Raw genomic sequence first — 19550 nt, forward strand, 5'->3', positions numbered from 1 at the left:
TTTAGGGGAGACGACACTTCCGTCGCCCTGCGAGCGACATCTCCACGGTGCCACTCGTGGCCACTCAGACTGCCGTTGCGACCACCCGTAAGGCGAAATTCGTTCATTGAGGAGCGATCGTTCGCCAAGCTTTCGCGACGAAGTTTGAGGCCTAACTTTCTTTAACGCGGCGTAGAGAGAACTTGATGCTATGTAGTCGGCTCCGGCAGCCGGGGGGCTGCCTTAAACTGGGTGGGGGAGCAGCGCCGACGGAGTAGAGTGTGAACGTTCAAGCCCCTCGCGACTTTCTCGATCGCCGCCAACTCGTCACCGCCCTGCGAGCGCTCCGACGCGGCGATTTCACTGTCCGCATGCCCGAGGACGCCGACGGAGCGGACGCGGAGATCGCGTCGCTGTTCAACGAGGTCGTCACCCTGAACCAGGAGATGGCGCAGGAATTCCAGCGTCTGTCGCAGGTCGTCGGTAAGGAAGGCAAAATCAATCAGCGCGGCCGTGTCAAGAACGCCCGCGGCGGCTGGGATACGGCAATTAGCTCGGTCAACGAACTGATCGAGGACATGGTCCAACCGACCGCCGAGGTGTCCCGCGTCATCGGCGCGGTAGCCAAGGGCGACCTGTCGCAGACCATGACGGTTGAGATCGACGGCCGCCCGCTGCGCGGCGAGTTCCTGCGCATCGGCAAGGTCGTGAACACCATGGTCGAGCAGTTGGGATCCTTCTCTGCCGAGGTGACCCGCGTTGCCCGTGAGGTAGGCACAGAAGGTAAACTTGGCGGGCAGGCAAATGTTCGCGGCGTCGCCGGCACCTGGAAGGACCTTACCGAAAATGTGAACGCTATGGCGACCAACCTGACGGGCCAGGTGCGTAACATCGCCGAGGTGACCACCGCCGTGGCTCGCGGCGACTTGTCCAAGAAGATTACCGTGGAGGTGAAGGGCGAGATTCTGGAGCTGAAGAACACCATCAACACGATGGTAGATCAGCTCAACGGCTTTGCCTCCGAAGTGACGCGCGTGGCGCGTGAGGTCGGCACCGAAGGCAAGCTGGGCGGGCAGGCACGCGTGGAAGGCGTCGCCGGCACTTGGAAGGATCTTACCGACAACGTAAACCTGATGGCGGACAATCTGACCGGCCAGGTTCGCAACATCGCCGAGGTGACGACCGCCGTCGCGAAGGGCGATCTCTCCAAGAAAATCACCGTCGACGTGCGTGGTGAAATTCTCGAGCTTAAGAACACCATCAACACCATGGTCGACCAGCTGAACGGCTTCGCCTCGGAAGTTACCCGCGTGGCGCGTGAGGTGGGTACGGAAGGCAAGCTCGGCGGTCAGGCGCAGGTACCGGGTGTCGCGGGGACCTGGGCCGACCTCACCAACAATGTGAACCTAATGGCCGCGAACCTTACGGGCCAGGTGCGCAACATTGCCGAGGTGACCACCGCCGTGGCGCGAGGTGACTTGTCGAAGAAGATCACCGTCGACGTGCGCGGCGAAATCCTTGAACTCAAAAACACCATCAACGTCATGGTCGACCAGCTTAACGGCTTCGCTTCGGAAGTGACCCGCGTCGCGCGTGAGGTGGGTTCGGAAGGCAAGCTCGGCGGCCAGGCGCAGGTGCCGGGCGTCGGCGGAACCTGGGCTGACTTGACGGATAGCGTCAATCTCATGGCCGGCAATCTTACAGGCCAAGTTCGCAACATCGCCGAAGTGACGACCGCCGTGGCCAAGGGTGATTTGTCCAAGAAGATCACCGTCGACGTGAAGGGCGAGATCCTGGAGCTGAAGAACACCATCAATACCATGGTGGATCAGCTAAACTCGTTCGCGTCCGAAGTGACCCGCGTGGCCCGCGAAGTCGGCTCAGAGGGCAAGCTTGGCGGGCAGGCGCAGGTGGAGGGTGTCGCCGGCACCTGGGCCGATCTTACCGACAGCGTGAACCTCATGGCCGGCAATCTTACCGGGCAGGTCCGCAACATCGCCGAAGTGACGACCGCCGTGGCACGTGGCGACTTGTCCAAGAAGATCACCGTCGACGTGAAGGGCGAAATCCTTGAGCTCAAGGACACCATCAACGTGATGGTCGACCAGCTCAACGGCTTCGCCTCCGAAGTGACCCGCGTTGCCCGCGAAGTCGGCACGGAAGGTAAGCTCGGCGGCCAGGCGCAAGTGCCGGGCGTGGGCGGCACGTGGAAAGACCTTACCGACAACGTGAACGCCATGGCCGCGAACCTCACCGGTCAGGTCCGCAACATCGCGGAAGTGACCACCGCCGTCGCGCTCGGTGACCTGTCCAAGAAGATCACTGTCGATGTGAAGGGCGAGATCCTCGAGCTGAAGAACACGATCAACACCATGGTGGACCAGCTGAACTCCTTTGCCTCCGAAGTGACCCGCGTGGCGCGTGAAGTGGGCACCGAAGGGAAGCTTGGCGGTCAGGCGCAGGTGCGCGGCGTCGCCGGCACGTGGAAGGATCTCACCGACAACGTGAACCTCATGGCCGACAACCTCACCGGCCAGGTCCGCAACATCGCCGACGTGACCACCGCCGTGGCCCGCGGCGATCTTTCCCGCAAAATTACGGTGGACGTGAAGGGCGAAATCCTTGCTCTCAAGAACACCATTAACGTCATGGTCGACCAGCTTAACGGCTTCGCTTCGGAAGTGACCCGCGTGGCGCGTGAAGTAGGTACGGAGGGCAAACTTGGCGGTCAGGCGCAGGTGCCTGGTGTCGGCGGGACCTGGAAGGATCTAACGGACAACGTCAACCTTATGGCGACCAACCTCACTAACCAGGTCCGCGGTATCGCGGACGTTGTGACCGCGGTCGCCCAAGGTAACCTCAAGCGCAAGCTGACGGTGGACGCCAAGGGCGAAATCGCTGCGCTGGCGGAAACGATCAACTTCATGATCGACACGCTGGCGACCTTTGCGGACCAGGTGACTAACATGGCCCGCGAGGTCGGCATCGAAGGCAAGCTCGGCGGTCAGGCGCGCGTCCCGGGCGCTGCCGGCCTGTGGCGCGACCTTACCGATAACGTGAACCAGCTCGCCGCTAACCTGACCAACCAGGTGCGCTCGATCGCGGACGTGGCGACGGCCGTGACCAAGGGCGACTTGTCGCGCTCCATCGCGGTGGAGGCCTCGGGCGAGATGGCCGCGCTGAAGGACAACATCAACGAGATGATCCGCAACCTCAAGGAACAGACCTTGAAGAATGCGGAGCAGGACTGGCTCAAGACCAACTTGGCACGCTTCAGCCGCATGCTGCAAGGCGAGCGCGACATGGCGACGGTTTCGAACCTCATCATGTCCGAACTAGCCCCGCTGGTGAACGCGCAGTACGGCGTGTTCTACGTCGCCAAGCGTGAGGAAGAGGAAATCAAGCTCGAGCTGGTCGCCAGCTATGGCGCGGAAGGACCGGACCACTTGCGCAAGGAGTTCAACCTCCGCGAAGGTCTGGTCGGTCAGGCGGCGGCGGACAAGCGACCGATCCTGCTCAAGAACGTGCCGCCCGACTTCATCCGCATCGGCTCCGGCCTGGGTCATGCGACACCAGCGAACGTCAACATCTTGCCGGCCTTGTTTGAGGACGACGTCAAGGCAGTGATCGAACTTGCCTCGTTCAACGAATTCAACGAGACTCACCAGAGCTTCCTTGACCAGCTGATGGAATCAGTCGGCATCGTGCTCAACACGATTGCCGCGACCATGCGCACCGAAGGTTTGCTAAAGCAGTCGCAGCTGCTGACCCAGGAGCTTCAGGCGCGCCAAACCGAGCTCACTACCAAGCAGGAGGAGCTGCACGCCACGAATGAGGAGCTGCAGGAGAAGGCGCAGCTGCTTGAGAATGAGAAGAAGCAGGTTGAGGCCAAGAATATCGAAATTGACATGGCCCGCCGTGCGATCGAGGAGAAGGCTGAGCAGCTAGCTCTGACTTCCAAGTACAAATCTGAGTTCCTGGCGAATATGAGCCATGAGCTGCGGACGCCGCTCAATTCGCTGCTGATCCTCTCCAAGCTGCTGACCGACAATCAGCAGGGTAATCTCAACGACAAGCAGGTCGAATTTGCCCGCACCATCCACTCGGCGGGTTCGGACTTGCTGAGCCTTATCAACGACATTCTCGATCTCTCTAAGATTGAGTCCGGCACGGTCAGCATCGAAGTCGGCGAATTGCCGATGTCGAGCCTCAAGCAGCATATGGAGCGCACTTTCCGTCAATTGGCGGCCGACAAGAACCTCGATTTCAACGTCAATTTCGATGCCTCGCTGCCTGAAGCGATCCGGACCGATGAAAAGCGGCTTCAGCAGATCGTCCTCAATCTCCTGTCCAATGCGTTCAAGTTCACGGCGCGCGGGAGCGTCACCCTGGATGTACGTGCAGCCACGAGTGGGTGGAGCCCCAACCATCCGGTTCTGCGCCAGGGTGAGCGGGCAATCGAGATTGCCGTCACTGATAGCGGCATCGGCATCCCAGACGATAAGCAGAAACTGATCTTTGAGGCTTTCCAGCAAGCAGATGGCACTACCAGCCGCAAGTATGGCGGCACGGGCCTAGGCCTGTCGATCAGCCGCGAGATCGCACGCCTGCTCGGGGGCGAGTTGCAGGTGCGCTCCAAGCCGAACGAGGGTTCGACCTTCACCCTCTTCGTACCGCTTACGGCAACTCAGCTGCCTTCAACTCAGGGCGGCAGCAGCGCTCGTTACGAAAATAGCGGAGCGAACATACCGACGGCCCTCCCGGCAAGCTTCGAGGTGCAGGACGATCGCGACGCGCTCGGCAATAATCCTTTCGTGCTAATCGTCGAGGATGATCCCACCTTTGCCGCCATCCTGCTTGACCTCGCCCGGGAGAGTGGCCTCAAAGGTGTGGTCTCCACTGCCGGTGCAGGGACGCTGGCGATGGCTCGCAAGCTGAAGCCCAACGCAATCACGCTGGACCTTGGCCTTAGCGACATCGACGGCTTCGTGCTCCTCGATCTCTTGAAGCACGATCCCGAAACCCGTGACCTGCCCATCCACGTTATTTCCGGCGCAGACCGTCGCGATGCCGCCAAGTCGCTGGGCGCTGTCGGCGTGACGGAAAAGCCTGCCAATCAAGACGAACTTAGCGAGGTATTCCGCAACCTACTCGCCAAGGCGAAGAGGCACAAAAAACGCGCTGCTTCCTTAAGCAATGATCGGCACGCGTCCGTCGAAGGTCCCCAGCTCGCCGGTACGAAGATGCTCATCGTCGATGACGACATTCGCAACATCTTCTCCCTTACCAGCGTGCTTGAAAGCCATGGGGTGAAGGTGCTGCATGCGGAGCGCGGTAAGGAGGGTATCGCCATACTGGAGCGTACGCCCGACATCGATGCAGCTCTCATCGACATCATGATGCCCGAGATGGACGGTTACGAGACGATGCAGCAGATCCGTGCCCGTCCGCAGCTCGCCGACGTGCCGCTGATTGCAGTGACTGCCAAGGCAATGAAAGGCGATCGGCAAAAGTGTCTAGATGCGGGGGCGTCCGACTACATCGCCAAGCCGGTGGACATAGAACTCCTGCTTGCCTTGCTGCGCGTGTGGGTTGCTCGCGGCCGCGAAGATGCGCCAGGTGGCAAAGAGATTGTCGAGGCGGCTGAGTGAACTTGAACCTTCAGAATGCTGTAAACAGGGCCGACGCGGAAGCTACTGCGCCAAACCTAAGCGGCGACGTGGAGCGTCCGCGCGTGCTCGTCGTCGACGATGACGAGCGCAATCTGCTCGCCATCGAAACGGTGCTTGAAGACGTCGGGGACATCGTCGTTGCTCGGTCCGGTGAGGAGGCGCTCCGCCACCTTCTCAAGGGCGACTTCGCGGTCATATTGCTCGACGTCTACATGCCCGGGATGGATGGTTACGAAACCGCCCAGATCATTCGCAGCCGCGACCAGACAAAGCGCATACCGATCGTCTTCCTGTCGGCGGTGAACAAGGAAACGGAGCACCTCCTCCGCGGCTACTCGATGGGCGCCGTCGACTATGTGTTCAAACCGGTCGATCCGATGGTGCTTCGCTCCAAGGTCGCTGTGTTCGTCGACTTGTTTGCCAAGACCCGCGAAATCGAGCGCAAGGCTCAGCAGGAACAGGAACTGCTCGACGCCAACCTGCGCGCCAATGCCGAGCTGCTTCGAGCAGAGCAGGACCTCAGGCGCGCCGAACAGCGACAGGCCGCCATTATCGAGTCTCTGCCAATCGTGCTCTATCTCGAACCGCTGACATGTGACGTGCGCTGCCCAACCTTCGTAAGCGGCAACTTTCAGACGATCACCGGCTACCCCTTCGCCGAGGTGCTCCAGGAGCCTACGCTGTGGGGCGACCGGCTGCACGAAGAAGATCGGGAGCGCGTCCTGCGCGCGCTTGAGGAGCGCGCGCACACGAGCAAGTTATCGGTGGAATATCGCTGGCGCTGCGCTAACGGCAGTTACAAGTATTTTCACGATCAGGCCGTGCTGCTGAGTGATCCTGAAGGGGTGCCGCTTGAGTATGCCGGCACCCTGACCGATGTGACCGAGCGTCGCGCGCTCGAAAGTCAGTTGGTCCATGCCCAGAAGATGGATGCCATCGGCAAGCTCACCGGAGGCATCGCTCACGACTTCAACAACCTGCTGGCGGCAGTGCTTGGCGGCATCGGCCTCATTGAGCGGCGTGCGAACCTTAGTGAAGAGCACCTGAAGATCCTCAGCATGACGAAGCGTGCTGCAGACCAAGGATCCGAGCTTGTCCGGCGCCTGCTTGCCTTCGCCCGTCAGCAACAGCTGCAGCCTACGCCTGTCGATATTGCCTCCTTGCACAAGGAAGTGAACGACCTTCTCAGCCATACCCTTGGTGGCCTGGTCGAGCTCGACTGGCACCTGCCCGAGGACAGCTGGTGTGCCTTCGCCGACCGTTCGCAGCTTGAACTGGCGCTGATGAACCTTGTCATCAATGCCCGCGACGCCATGCCGGACGGTGGAACCATCACCATTTCAGCGGACACGCAGGACATTGCCCGTGGAAACAAGCTGAACCTTGAGCCCGGAACATACGTCAGGCTTGAAGTCGCCGATCAGGGAACCGGTATTCCGGCGGAGATCGCGGACAAGGTGCTGGAACCTTTCTTCACAACCAAGCCTGTCGGCAAGGGCACGGGTCTGGGCCTCAGCATGGTTTATGGCTTTGCACGGCAATCCGGAGGCACCTTCTCGATCGCAAGCGAAGGGAAGTCAGGAACGAAGGCCACCGTATGGCTACCGCAAACATCATCGATCGAAGAAGATACCGCCACCTCCAAGCCGCCCAAGATGGTCGAAGACAGGCGCAAGCTTTCGATACTGCTTGTCGATGATCACCCCGAGGTGCGTGAGACCACGGCAGCGCTGCTGCGCGAGCTTGGTCATGACATCAAGGAAGCGTCGACCGGAGCGGAAGCCCTCATGATCTTGGCTGCTGACGGACAGACGATTGATGTTCTGCTGAGCGATTATGCCATGCCGCAGCTCAGCGGCACGGACTTGCTGGTAAAGGCCCGGCAATTGCTGCCAAACCTGCCCGCCGTCCTGATAACGGGCTATGCAGATGCCGAAGAGATCAAGGAACGGCCGACGGACGTTGCCATCTTGAATAAGCCCTTCAATCCCGAAGACCTTGCCGCCACGTTGCGCAACTCGGTTCAGCGGGCTGAGATCTCACAAGAGCAGTAGGGTCTGGGCTGTTTCTTTACTTCGTTTCTCCAAACCCGGTGAAGCGACAAAACGACCTTTGAGGGTGCGCTGAGCCAGCGCCAAGCGAATACCTCAAACGTCCGCTGTTCGCCGGTGCTCACCTGCAAGCTGTCTTTCCGCTTTCCACCACCTGCGGTCGCCCAGGGCCGCAACCAGCGGAATGTCTGACATGGGTGGAAAGCGGACGTTCGCAGAGCCGCTACAGACACGGCTTACCAAGGGACACACTTTCGTCCCCGTAGGCGGTCCAATGCATCTCCACGGTGGGAACGGCAGTGCCCGCTTTCATCGAAAGTGGAGGTGCATCGGGGAAGGCAACTGCTTGGGACGGGCCTTCACCCCTGCCGTCGAACAGCATTCCCGGCGAGAAGGTCACCCTCCCGTTCCCGTGCCGAACGATCTTGAAGGTCTTGATGTTACCGGGAATGAGGACTCGCCCCCTCTCACCACTCACTGTGAAAACGGGTCTGCCACGCGCATAATAGCAGCCGTCAGCAAGTTGGTTGTTTGATTTGCACGCGGGTGTCAGCACGATCAAACAAAGCACAAAGAGCCGCCGCAACCGCATGTCGCAAGCTTACTGTCCTGCGGAATGTCCGCAATGGGTCGAAAGCGGACGTTGGGCCGAACTCCACAGCAGGTCGAATGCGGACGTTCGGCGAAATCTGCGCTTGGTGGGGCGGAATTCGCAGTCAAGACGGCTGCGTGGGAGATACGAGCATCTGCTGTGGTGTGGCCGAGTTCAGGAGTGAGGAGATGGCCGTAATGACCTGCGCCAGCACGAATGGCTTTTGAAGCATCACACTCTGCGGGACGCCCTTACTCGTATGTTCGTGAGCACTGTCTCCAGACATGTAAACGACTGGCACATCGGGGATGAGTTCTCGGGCATGGCGCGCGACGTCCCAGCCATCAATCTCGCTGCCAAGGCGAATATCAGTGATTATGCCGCGGAAGTCGGCGTGTTCTGCGTCTAGGACCGCTACTGCTTCTTCACCGCTCGACACGGATCTTACGGAAAAACCCGCGTCTTCAAGCGCCTTCTGCACGGATATAGACACTAGGGCTTCGTCCTCCGTCAGGAGGATGAGCATTGATAACCTCACGCGCTTCTCCACAAGGCTGTGAGTAGGAAACCTTCTGACAGGTCACCTCGCGCGAGCAAAGCCAAGGAAAGCGGGCGTTGTAAGTCGCGTAGCAGACCTTGAAGGGCCGAGCCAAGCCATCTCCTAATCTGAGTTATTTGATTCGTATGTCTACATCTGTTAGTGTAGGAGGGCGTATCGGCCTCGATCTGCCCATGCGCGGTGCCGACTGAGAGACTTAGCGCTCCCGCATGCCGAGGCGCTCGAATGTCACAGCAGGACAGAACTCTAAGGCTTGCTGCCGCAATTGAGCAGTTGGCGGCAAGTCGCACGACCGAGTCACTTGTTTCGGTGCTAAGGTCGCTCACGCGAGACCTCATCGAAGCTGACGGAGTTGCGATCATCCTTCGTGATGGTGAATCCTGCCGCTACGTTGCGGAGGACGCAATTTCACCTTTATGGCAAGGCCGCGAGTTCTCCCTACACGAGTGCCTTTCTGGCTGGGTCATGATGCGGGGCCAAACAGCGATCGTTCCGGACGTCTTTGTAGATTCTCGTATACCGAAAGAAGCTTACGCAGAAACGTTCGTCCGGAGCGCCGTCATGGTTCCAATCGGCAAGCCGGAAGCGATTGCGGCCTTAGGAGCGTATTGGCGCAACACCGATGCTCCTAAGCCCGACAAAGTTGCAATTCTGGAAGCGCTCGGGAGAGCTGCGTCCACGGCCTTTGAGAATCTCAGGCTTATCCATTCGCTTCAGGAATCACGTGAGCACGAAAAGTTGCTCGCAAATGAGTCAAGCCACCGGCTGAAGAATACCTTCACCGTGGTTTCTGCCCTGATCAACCTAACTCTTTCCGGACGCGAAAGAGACGTTGAGACCGCCCGCTTGCAGCTGGTAGGTCGCATCAGCGCGTTGGCGGCAGCGCACCAGCGGCTCTTGAACGAGGTCCAGAGCGCAGACCTAAGCGACTTGATCTCCTCAACTCTTTACCCTCTTGCCCCGCAGGCGGATCAAATCACTTTACACGGCCCATCCGTCACGCTTCGCTCACAGACGACGACCTCTCTTACGCTTGGACTGCATGAGCTCGCGACCAACGCATTGAAATACGGCGCTTTGTCTGTGCCCGGCGGCACAGTTGAGGTGCGTTGGACTGTAGAGCCAAGTGAAAAGGGCAAGGTGCTAAAGCTGATATGGCGCGAGCGCGGTGGCCCGTTTGTCGCGAAGCCGCGTAGACGTGGCTTCGGCACCCGTATGATCGAAGGTAGTCTCGCCCATGAATTAGGAGCAGCGGTCTCCCTAATCTTCGATCCGGCTGGCGTCGTAGCGCATCTTTCAGCGGAACTTATCGAAGGGGCTACAGCCGCTGACACCCTGACGGCTCAAGTCGCCTGAGCACCATACAGGCATTAATGGGATAAGCTCGTAAGCGGAACGTCTGCTTAGGGCGGAAAGCGGACATTGGCGATTGCCGAGTTTGCGTCAGATTGATCGGAAGTTATTGGCGTCGAACTTATGTCACGCTATCCTCGCGAACTGGGAGTGAACGATAAGCACGACGGAGGCACAGGCGTTGACCAATGAGAAGATGCGTTCGAGCGTAACTGGACTGAATAGGCGGTTGCCGTGGGTGAAGCCGACCTTGCGTCGAATGATTGCCGGGGGCGCGGAAGCTGGGCCGAACCCGAATGCGCCCGAAGGCCAATTCGCTAAGGGCAGCTAGACTTTCAACTCCAGTCTACCTTTCAGGAATGATCGGAGCAGTCACCTGGACCCGCCAGCGGGCCGAGGCTGTAGCCCGAAAACTCGTTGCGAATGAGCCTTCATATGGTGTTTTGGTTCGCTCCGGCTCGGGCATGTGTGCCATGGCCTGCTCGACGCTCTGGTCGCGGATCGTAGAGCAGCGAGGAGATCTTGCGGGAATAAGCGGTGATCTTTCGCTCAGCGACCGACTTATCGCCCACTGGGCCGCTCACGGGCCCGCGGTTCTCAATCTTGCGCAAGTCGCGAGCGCCATCGCTGTGTGGGACGATGAGGCCCGTGAGCTGTCGCTCGTCCGCGATCCGCTTGGCTTCGAGCCGCTTTATTTCGTGCGCGGCGCGGAGGGAGCGGCCTTCGCCACGCGAAGCGACGTCTTCGGGCGGCTCGATGAGGCCTATCGTCGGCCGGATCTTGAAGCACTAGTCGCAGACCTCTCGTTCCGGACTAACCTCGGAAGGTCCTTTTTCCAGGGCGTCGAGCAGGTTCGGCCGGGTGAGATCGTCACGATCGCCGAAGGGCAGGTGAGCCACTACCGCTGGTGGAACCCGGACCAAACGCCGCTTCGCTTTACCTCCGCCAAGGCGATGGTTCGCGAGTACCGAAGCCTCCTCGAACAGTCCGTTGTCGCGGCCATGGCGGGCGGCGGTCGGGTGTTAGCGACCCACTTGTCGGCAGGCCTCGACAGCAGTGTTGTAACGGCAATCGCAGCGAATGTTCGGGCCGCGGGAAGTCGGCACGTCGCACTGACGGGCGTGCCCGACCCTGCGCTGCTTCCCGTAGGCGACATCAGGCTGGTCAACGAAGGGGTCCTCGCCGCGGCCGTGGCGGGCTCGCTTCGTGCGGTCGAACATCGCTGCGTTCGCGCTCGCGGAGACCCTGTCGCGGCCATGATCGGAGCGCCAAGCCGTTATCACCAGCCCCTGCCTAACCCCCACAACCAGGGCCTTTTTGCGTCCCTCCAAGATGAGGCGAGTGTTGTAGGCGCCGACCGGCTATTGATCGCTCAAACCGGCAATTACACCTTCAGCATGTCAGCAAGCGCGCGATCGCTCGCGCGTGGTCCATGGCGACGATTGCGGGCATTGGTGAGTGGGCAGTCCCGCCCGGCAAAGTGGTTCCTGCGGGACGACGCCGCACTGCCAGACCCGGCCGGGCCCGTTCCGGCCGACGGCCCGGCACGCCGGCTTTATCATCTGCGGGGCATGAACCCGGGTGCCTTATTGCACGGCGTGCGCGAACATTGGCGGCTGCGGCCGGTCGATCCCTTCGCTGATCGCCGACTGGTCGAATTCTCGCTTCGATTGCCGGAGGATCAGCTCGCCGCGCTCGGTCCGCGTGGCTTGGCACGGTCCATAGCAGGGGACCTCCTCCCGCTGGCGGTGATGAGGGAGCGCCGCCGAGGCTATCAGAGCGCCGACTGGATCAGCCGGTGCCAGCGACACGCAGACGGCTTTGCGGCGCTGATTGCCGGGTGCCGCGATCATGATGAGCTCAGTGCGGTCCTCGATATCGATGCGCTCGACGATGCGCTGAGGCGCCTCCGCGCGATCACCAGACCCACCGCGGCGGACGAGCGGCTTTACCGGATCGAATGGCCGCGGGCGGTCGCTCTTGCTGCATTCGTGCTTGCCTGCGACGGCTGGACGCTCGCTGCCGAAACCTCATAAGCGTTGCGCCAATCCCACAATTGTCTGGAAAAGAGCGTAAACTTGAGATTACCCAAGACGCTTCATTGCTCTGCAACTGCCAGAAATTAATCTGCCGTCTCTGAATCAAGTCAATGGATGTTCGTGGCATGTGGCTGTGTGGCGCTGAAGGATCGTCCCAGCATGAGCGAAAGGGGGGATCGCATGGTTAAGCGCACATTGTTCACCGCCAACGATGGCGCGTCGGGTCCGGTCCTCTACATCACCGACGGGACACAGGCCGGGACCAAGGCGATCCTCGACCTGCCCGGGACGCTCGATCCGCAGCTCGGCCTTTACGTCAGCCTCGGCAACCTCGTCGTCTTCATGGCGAACGACGGCACGAACGGCCGCGAACTTTGGGTTACCGACGGGACGCCGGAGGGTACGCGGCTCCTCAAGGACATTTATACGGGCAGCAACAGTTCCAACCCAAGCTATCTCTACACCTACGGCAACAAGGTGCTGTTCTGGGCGTTGGACGCCACGAACGGGCGGGAATTGTGGTCGACCGACGGGACCGAAGCGGGAACCGTGCTGGTCAAGGACACCGTCAGCGGGTCGGGGTATCCGGGCAGCATCACCAATTTCGAGCCGTTCGGATCGAAACTCCTGTTCATCGCCGACAACCAGCTGTGGATCACCGACGGCACCACGTCCGGGACCCAGGCCCTGTCGACGACGATCAGCGGCTTCGGCTTCTACACCGAGCCGATGGTCATCGGCACCAAGGCCGTCTTCGCGGTCTCGAGTGCGACCAGCGGCTACGAGCTGTGGGTTTCGGACGGGACGGTGGCCGGAACCGGGATTCTCAAGGACATCAACGCCGGGACGGCCAGCTCCTACCCGAACGATTTCTTCAAGTTCGGCAACAAGATCCTGTTCAAGGCGGCCACCGCCACGCAGGGCGAGGAACTGTGGATCACCGACGGCACCGCGGCCGGGACCATCCTCCTCAAGGACATCTACGCGGGCACCTCGTCTTCCTATGCCAACGACTTCCTGATCATGGGGTCCAAGGTCCTGTTCGTCGCCAACAACGGGACGAACGCCGAGGAATTGTGGGTCACCGACGGTACCGCCGCCGGCACCGTGCTCCTCAAGGACATTTCGCCGGGAGCGGCCTCGTCCGTCGCCAACTACCTGACCCCGCTGGGTTCGAAGGCGGTATTTGCGGCGTCGGACGGCACCAACGGAATCGAGCTGTGGATCACCGACGGCACCGCCGCCGGGACGGTCCTGCTCAAAAACATCAACACCGCCGCCGGTGGCTCGTCCGAGCCCAAGGGCTTTATCCAGCTCGGCACCAAGCTTCTCTTCACCGCCTACGAGCCGACCATCGGGGTCGAAATCTGGGCGACCGACGGAACGGCCGCCGGGACGGTCCGGCTGAAGGATTTGGCGAGCGGGGACGACAGCCCCTATTCCGACATTTCCCCGATCACCGTCGTCGGCTCCAAGGCCTATTTCTTCAACCAGGGCAGCGACGGCGCCTGGGACCTGTGGAGCACGGACGGGACGGCCGCCGGCACGGTCTTCCTCAAGGACTTCGCGCGGACGAACGGAACGAATACGACCCCGGTCCCCGAACTGTCGGTGATGGACGGCAAGATCCTGTTCACGGCCGACGACGGGCTTCAGGGTCCGGAACTGTGGATCTCGGACGGCACGGTCGCGGGCACGTCCATCGTCGACCTTAACAAGACGACCGACATCGGCTCCAATCCCCGGGCGGGCGGACAGATCGGCAATATCTACCTCTTCACCGCGACCTTCGGGACCGCGGCTGAGCTGTGGGCGACGGACGGCACACCGGGCGGAAGCGTCCGCCTGGTCGACCGCATGTACGGCCAGAACAGCTCGGCGAACCTCAACGGCGCGCTGCTGCCGGGCACGAACAAGTTCGTCTTCGAGCGCGAGGAAGCGGCGACCGGCCGCGAGCTCTGGATCACCGACGGGACGGTCGCGGGCACCAAGCTCGTCAAGGATATGGTTCCGGGCGCCGGCAGTGCGAACCTGTCGAACTTCAAGGTATTCGGTTCGGAACTGATCTTCCTGTCGCGGCCGAACACGCTGACCGACCTGTGGAAGACCGACGGAACGGCGGCGGGCACGGTGATGCTCAAGGCCAATGTCGGGACGCAGATCGTCCAATTCGGGTCGAAGCTGGTATTCGCGGCGACGGATGCGGCGAGCGGCAGCGAAATCTGGATCTCCGACGGAACGCTCGCCGGCACCAGCCTGCTCAAGGACACGCTGGCGGGGGCCGGGAACGGCAATCCCGCCAATTTTACCGTGTGGGGAAGCAAGCTCGCCTTCACCGCCACCAATGCGGCGAACGGCACCGACCTTTGGCTGACCGACGGGACCAGCGCCGGAACCAGCATCCTGAAGACGCTTCCCGGTACCTACGCCTATGTCGGGACGCCGCCGCGCGTGCTTGGCGACAAACTGGTGTTCGAGTTCCAGGACCAGTCCGGCAACTACCAGCTGTGGAGCAGCGACGGGACCGGCGCCGGAACCGTGCTCCTGAAGTCGTTCGTCTATGCGAACACCAACCAGGGCGTGCTCAATTCCGCCGCGACCCTGAATGGCAAGATCCTGTTCGGCGCGAGCGACGGGACCACGGGCAAGGAATTGTGGATCACCGACGGCACGGTCGCCGGCACGACCCTGCTCAAGGACATTAACGTCGGGACGGGAAGCTCCAATCCGGTCGATTTCCTTCAGGTCGGCAACCTCGTCGTGTTCCGCGCGGCCCAGGGCTCCGGTTCGGCACTGTGGGCGACGGACGGGACGGCGGCCGGAACCGTGCTGCTCGCCAGCTTCAGCAATTCCCTCTCGACCTTCGGCAACCCGAACTGGGCGATCCCATCGGAGGGGAAGATTTACTTCTCCGGGACGACCGTGAGCGGCGGATCGGAATTGTGGGTTACCGACGGGACCGCGGCGGGCACGCAGATGGTCCTCGACATCAACCGAAACACGGCCAGTGGCTATTTCACCAACGGCATCACCTTCCAGGGCAAGTTCTACTTCAACGCGACTGACAGCGCCTCGGGGTCGGAACTGTGGGTGACCGACGGCACCACCGCCGGAACGGTCAAGCTCAAGGAAATCAATCCCGGGATCGACAGCGCTTCGCCCTACAATTTCTACATCGTCGGCAACCAGCTCTACTTCGGCGCCAATAACGGCGTTGTCGGGACCGAGACCTGGGTCACCGACGGAACCCCCGGCGGGACCCGCCTCGTCGTCAACACCAATCCGATCGGGGTCGGCTCGGATCCGAAGAACTTCTTCGTCTTCGACTATGCGCCAAACCTCTACAACAGCGTTCCCGGCGCACAGAACGGGGTCGAGGACACCTACCTCTATTTCTCGTCGGGAAGCGCCAACGGCCTTCGGGTAACCGATCCCGGGGTCACCATGACGGTGACCCTGTCGGTGACCTCGGGCACGCTGACGCTGACGAACACGAGCGGCCTGACCTTTGTCGGCGGCGCCAACGGCACCGGCTCGCTGTCGGTCAGCGGATCGGGCGCCGCCATCAACGCCGCGCTCGACAGCCTCGCCTATCGCGGCAACCTCAACTTTAACGGCACCGACACGCTGACGATCACCAGCCAGTATGCGGCGAAGTCCGACACCGACACGGTCACCATCACCCTGGCGCCCGACGGCAGGATCACCGGCAGCAGCGGCAACGACACGATCACCGGGACGGACGGAAGTGACTTCTTCGACCTGACCCGGGGCGGCGACGACAATGTCGCGGGCGGGACCGGGAACGACGGTTTCCTGTTCGGCGCGGCCTATACCGGTGCCGACACCGTCGACGGCGGCGACGGCGTGCTCGACCAGATCGGGCTGCAGGGCAATTATGCCGGCGGGGTGACGCTCGGCGGCCTGAGCGGGGTCGAGCTCGTCGTGCTCCTGTCGGGCAGCGACACGCGCTTCGGCGACACGGCGAACAACCTCTACGACTACACCATCACCGCGCCCGACACGGCGGTCGCGGCCGGCAAGAACCTGATCTTCCAGGCGAACGAGCTCCGGGCTGGAGAGGATTTCACCTTCAACGGCTCGGCCGAGACCGACGGCACCTTCACCCTCTACGGCGGCTTCGGCGTCGACACGCTGACCGGCGGGTCGGGTCCGGGCGGGGACGGCTTCTTCTTCGGCCAGAACCGCTTCGGCGCATCCGACACGGTGAACGGCGGCGGCAGCCTGTTCGACCAGATCGGCTTCCAGGGGAATTTCACCGGCGGCAGTTCGCTGGTGTTCGGCGCGGCGCAGATGACCAATGTCGAGTTCATCGTCCTGCTGAGCGCTTCGGACAACCGCTTCGGTGCCGCCGGCGGAGTGGCCGGCTACGACCTCACCATGAACGACGGCAACGTCGCCGCCGGTCAGAGGCTGGTCGTGTCGGCCAACACGCTGCAGGCGGGCGAAACGCTGGTTTTCGACGGCTCGGCAGAAGCCGACGGTCGCTTCCGCATCTTCTCAGGCGCAGGCGACGATCGGATCCTCGGCAGCCAGAATGGTGACGAGGTCTACGGCGGGCTTGGCAACGACACCTTCGTTTACACGTCGCTCAACCAATCGGCGGTGGACGACCGCGACAGCCTCCGCGATTTCCGTTTGGGCGACCGGATCGACTTCAGCGCGCTTGGAAGTTTCACTTTCGTTGGCACCGACGCGGCCAGCGGCGCCCACCAAGTCCGCGCGGTCCAGACCGGCAACAATGCGCTCGTCGAACTCTACTTCGACGGCGATGCGACGGCGGACCTTGCGATCAACGTGACGGTTGCGGACGGTCACCTTCTCGATGTTACCGACTTTGTGTTCGCGGTCAGCGGACAGGGCTCGATCATGGGCAGGGCGATCACCGCGGAAGGCTGGGAAGAACAATCGCTGCCGTCGCAGCAGACCTGGCCTGGTGGGCATCTGCCGCGCTACGAATTCAACACTTACGAGCACGACTGGCTGATCCCTCGGACGGATTACTTGATCTGATACGATGGCTTCGCGCCTCCGATGAACCGCTCTGTGTGGCGGCATTTTGGCGGCGATGACATCAAGGTCGAGCGCCTGACTCTATCCTCCCTCATCTCGCGCAACCTCTGTCCGGCCAATCGTCCGACGCGGGCTGAGGCTAACCGCGCCCAGGTGCGGAAGTCGGGTTGTAACCCCGCCTCCTGCCAGTAGGTCAAAAATCCGAGGTCGCGGCAGAGGCCGTCGAACCCCGGCAATGCTCGCAGTTCACGGGCGCAAAGTAGGAATAATAGCTGGGTATTTCGCCGATATTGGATCGGAAATGCGGGCGTCGTCGGCATTGCTCCACAAGGGCGTCATCTGCGTGCCGCGGCCCAGATAATAAGAATAGGCAAGCTCGAGCACCCGCGGCTCCTCACCGAGCGCAAGCAAGGCCATGAGTGCAGTCACGGCCAGGACAGGCGCACGAACCAGCATCATCTCCGCCTGCTCGATTAGGGCTTGCCTTTCCTCTTGATCAAATCTGCCGTTGCATGTCTCCGCCACGGCAGCATTTCCTGGTCCGCGCGGCATTCAGCGAAAGCATGGACCAGATCATGGCGCACATGACGATGATCGAGGCGGCGCTCGGATTGCGATCCGATTTAAACCAGGCCGGCAGACCCAAAAGGAAGCGCATGTCGCCGAGCGACCGATTGGCGAAGCGCGTCGAAGCGCTTCTCGGCGACCCGAAGGCTGGCAGCGACTTTGCCGACCTGTTCGAGACGCGCAGCGTATTTGTGCATGGCCGCTCGATCGAGGGACTGGTGCCAAGTAAGGATCGCACACTTGCGCGCCAGCTGGCGCGGCGCGTCACGATGGCGCTGATCGATGCAGCCATCTGGCCCGCGGGCCAGATGGCGCGCGCCGATTATCTGAACGGCCTCGCCTGAACTCGGCAGGCCAGCGCGGCGGCCGGCTTGGACCGACGGCCGCTTGCGGGATCGACGATCACAGCGCTGAATGTCAGCAATGGGCTCTAAGCGGCCGGCTCGCTCTACCTAAACGAATGTCGGCTCACCGCCTGTGCTCGCCGGAAAGCAGACGTTCCGCAAACCACCACAAGCAGACATTCACGAGATGGCGCCAGGTCCGCCGACCGAGCGTCCGGAAAGGGTCGAAGTCAGACATTCGGCGAAATGTCGTAAATGGGTGGAAAGCGGACATTGCGAGAGCTGCGTCATTCGAGATCTGTCCCGTGCTCTCTTAGCTCGTCGAGAAGCGGAACGGTTCGGATCAACTTAGCGGGAATACTGTCGATTCCGCGAGGGCGCTCATCGGACCGGGCAAGGCCTTCGAAGACGACGATGAGGTCGCCGACTTTTGAAAATGCGCCCAAGCCGTCGCCGCGATCCTTGCAGAGGCTGCCCGCCTTCTCCCCAGCTAGCCTTTGCTGTTTGGGCGCTTCGCCCTTCAGGGAGGCGACCAATCGGATCGTCACAAATTGATCGCTGAGACCCCACCTTTCCTGTCCACCGGGGCCAACGGATGTGACCCTGCCTAAATAGACCTTGCTCGCGTTATCGAACGCAGCAGCCTCCCGATTGTAGCGTCTGACAATCTTGTCCTCGGACATGATTGCCTCTGAGCGCTGCTCTGCGTCGGCAACCGTTTCGCCAGGCAAGCGGAACAGGAACGGGTCATACTCGCATGCCATTGCGTTCGCAGGCACGAAGAGTGACGCCGTGATCAAGAACGAAGCAACTCTCGGGCGCATCAACACCTCCTCCCCACCAGGCTAGTCTAACCGCCAATGACCACAATGGGTGGAAGGCGGACGTTCAATCCAGCATTGCAATGGCCTATGGGGCACTATCTTCAGTGCGGCTCTTCCTTCCCTCCGAGCCCTGAAAGAAAACTGAAGAGCCCGGTGGCGAGCAAACTGCTGGCTAGCAACCAACCGATCGTCCAGGCATCCCTCCAGAGGGTGTAGGGGTTAGTGGACCAGGGTGCAGTCCCGCCGCTCAACAGCCAGACCACCGCGAAGTCGACCGCAATGGTCGTCACGACGGTCGCGACGGGCGACCACCCCGCGCGCTTTTGGAGTAACTCCGCTAAGATGACGAAGGAGGTGAGCACTAAGGTCCAGACCAGTGCAAGAGCGACAAGCACCTGCAGGCCAAACCATCTCGAATTAAGGGTCGCGCCTTCGGGCTGCATCAACAACAATGCAATGGCACTGAGTAACAGCAAACCGTTGGCGATGGCCGACGCCTGCAAAGCTAAGGCGGTCACTCGTCTCACTCAGGGTAG

At 61.4% G+C, this 19550-nt stretch carries 10 protein-coding genes; 6 read left to right on the forward strand and 4 right to left on the reverse strand.

The features are described from left to right. The first annotated feature begins 260 nt into the window (after nucleotides 1-260). Together ABD693_RS02445 and ABD693_RS02450 are read left to right on the forward strand one after the other, a co-directional pair. Nucleotides 261-5630, forward strand: a complete 5370-nt coding sequence (locus tag ABD693_RS02445; protein WP_344695396.1) for a HAMP domain-containing protein — start codon at nucleotides 261-263, stop codon at nucleotides 5628-5630. Nucleotides 5631-5713: 83 nt separating this feature from the next. After that, the gene (locus tag ABD693_RS02450; RefSeq protein ID WP_344695397.1) at nucleotides 5714-7705 is read left to right on the forward strand and encodes a response regulator; all 1992 of its coding nucleotides are present in this window, start codon (nucleotides 5714-5716) and stop codon (nucleotides 7703-7705) included. A 713-nt stretch (nucleotides 7706-8418) separates the two neighbouring features. Here the strand turns inward: ABD693_RS02450 and ABD693_RS02455 are convergent. Next, nucleotides 8419-8820, reverse strand: coding sequence for a response regulator (locus ABD693_RS02455; RefSeq protein ID WP_344695398.1), 402 nt, complete (start codon nucleotides 8818-8820; stop codon nucleotides 8419-8421). Nucleotides 8821-9078: 258 nt separating this feature from the next. Here ABD693_RS02455 and ABD693_RS02460 point away from each other — a divergent pair, with 258 nt between their 5' ends. From ABD693_RS02460 to ABD693_RS02470, 3 genes are all read left to right on the forward strand, one after another. Continuing rightward, nucleotides 9079-10209, forward strand: coding sequence for an HWE histidine kinase domain-containing protein (locus ABD693_RS02460; protein WP_344695399.1), 1131 nt, complete (start codon nucleotides 9079-9081; stop codon nucleotides 10207-10209). 470 nt (nucleotides 10210-10679) lie between these two features. Next, the gene (locus tag ABD693_RS02465) at nucleotides 10680-12242 is read left to right on the forward strand and encodes an asparagine synthase-related protein (RefSeq protein ID WP_344695400.1); all 1563 of its coding nucleotides are present in this window, start codon (nucleotides 10680-10682) and stop codon (nucleotides 12240-12242) included. Nucleotides 12243-12425: 183 nt separating this feature from the next. Next, nucleotides 12426-17279 (forward strand): beta strand repeat-containing protein, encoded by a 4854-nt coding sequence (locus ABD693_RS02470; RefSeq protein WP_344695401.1) that lies wholly within the window; start codon nucleotides 12426-12428, stop codon nucleotides 17277-17279. A gap of 246 nt (nucleotides 17280-17525) precedes the next feature. On the opposite strand, the gene ABD693_RS02475 is transcribed toward ABD693_RS02470, so the two are convergent. Continuing rightward, nucleotides 17526-17804 (reverse strand): hypothetical protein, encoded by a 279-nt coding sequence (locus tag ABD693_RS02475; RefSeq protein ID WP_344695402.1) that lies wholly within the window; start codon nucleotides 17802-17804, stop codon nucleotides 17526-17528. A gap of 50 nt (nucleotides 17805-17854) precedes the next feature. Here ABD693_RS02475 and ABD693_RS02480 point away from each other — a divergent pair, with 50 nt between their 5' ends. After that, on the forward strand, nucleotides 17855-18190 hold the full coding sequence (locus tag ABD693_RS02480) for a hypothetical protein (RefSeq protein WP_344695403.1): 336 nt from the start codon (nucleotides 17855-17857) through the stop codon (nucleotides 18188-18190). A gap of 287 nt (nucleotides 18191-18477) precedes the next feature. Here the strand turns inward: ABD693_RS02480 and ABD693_RS02485 are convergent, their stop codons facing one another. Continuing rightward, on the reverse strand, nucleotides 18478-18954 hold the full coding sequence (locus tag ABD693_RS02485; RefSeq protein WP_344695404.1) for a hypothetical protein: 477 nt from the start codon (nucleotides 18952-18954) through the stop codon (nucleotides 18478-18480). A 161-nt stretch (nucleotides 18955-19115) separates the two neighbouring features. After that, a complete protein-coding gene (locus tag ABD693_RS02490; protein ID WP_344695405.1) occupies nucleotides 19116-19541 on the reverse strand; it encodes a hypothetical protein in 426 nt (141 codons plus the stop codon). Nucleotides 19542-19550 lie beyond the last annotated feature (9 nt).

Origin of the sequence: Sphingomonas rosea (assembly GCF_039538065.1) — a bacterium.
GTDB classification, from domain to species: Bacteria; Pseudomonadota; Alphaproteobacteria; order Sphingomonadales; family Sphingomonadaceae; genus Sphingomicrobium; species Sphingomicrobium rosea.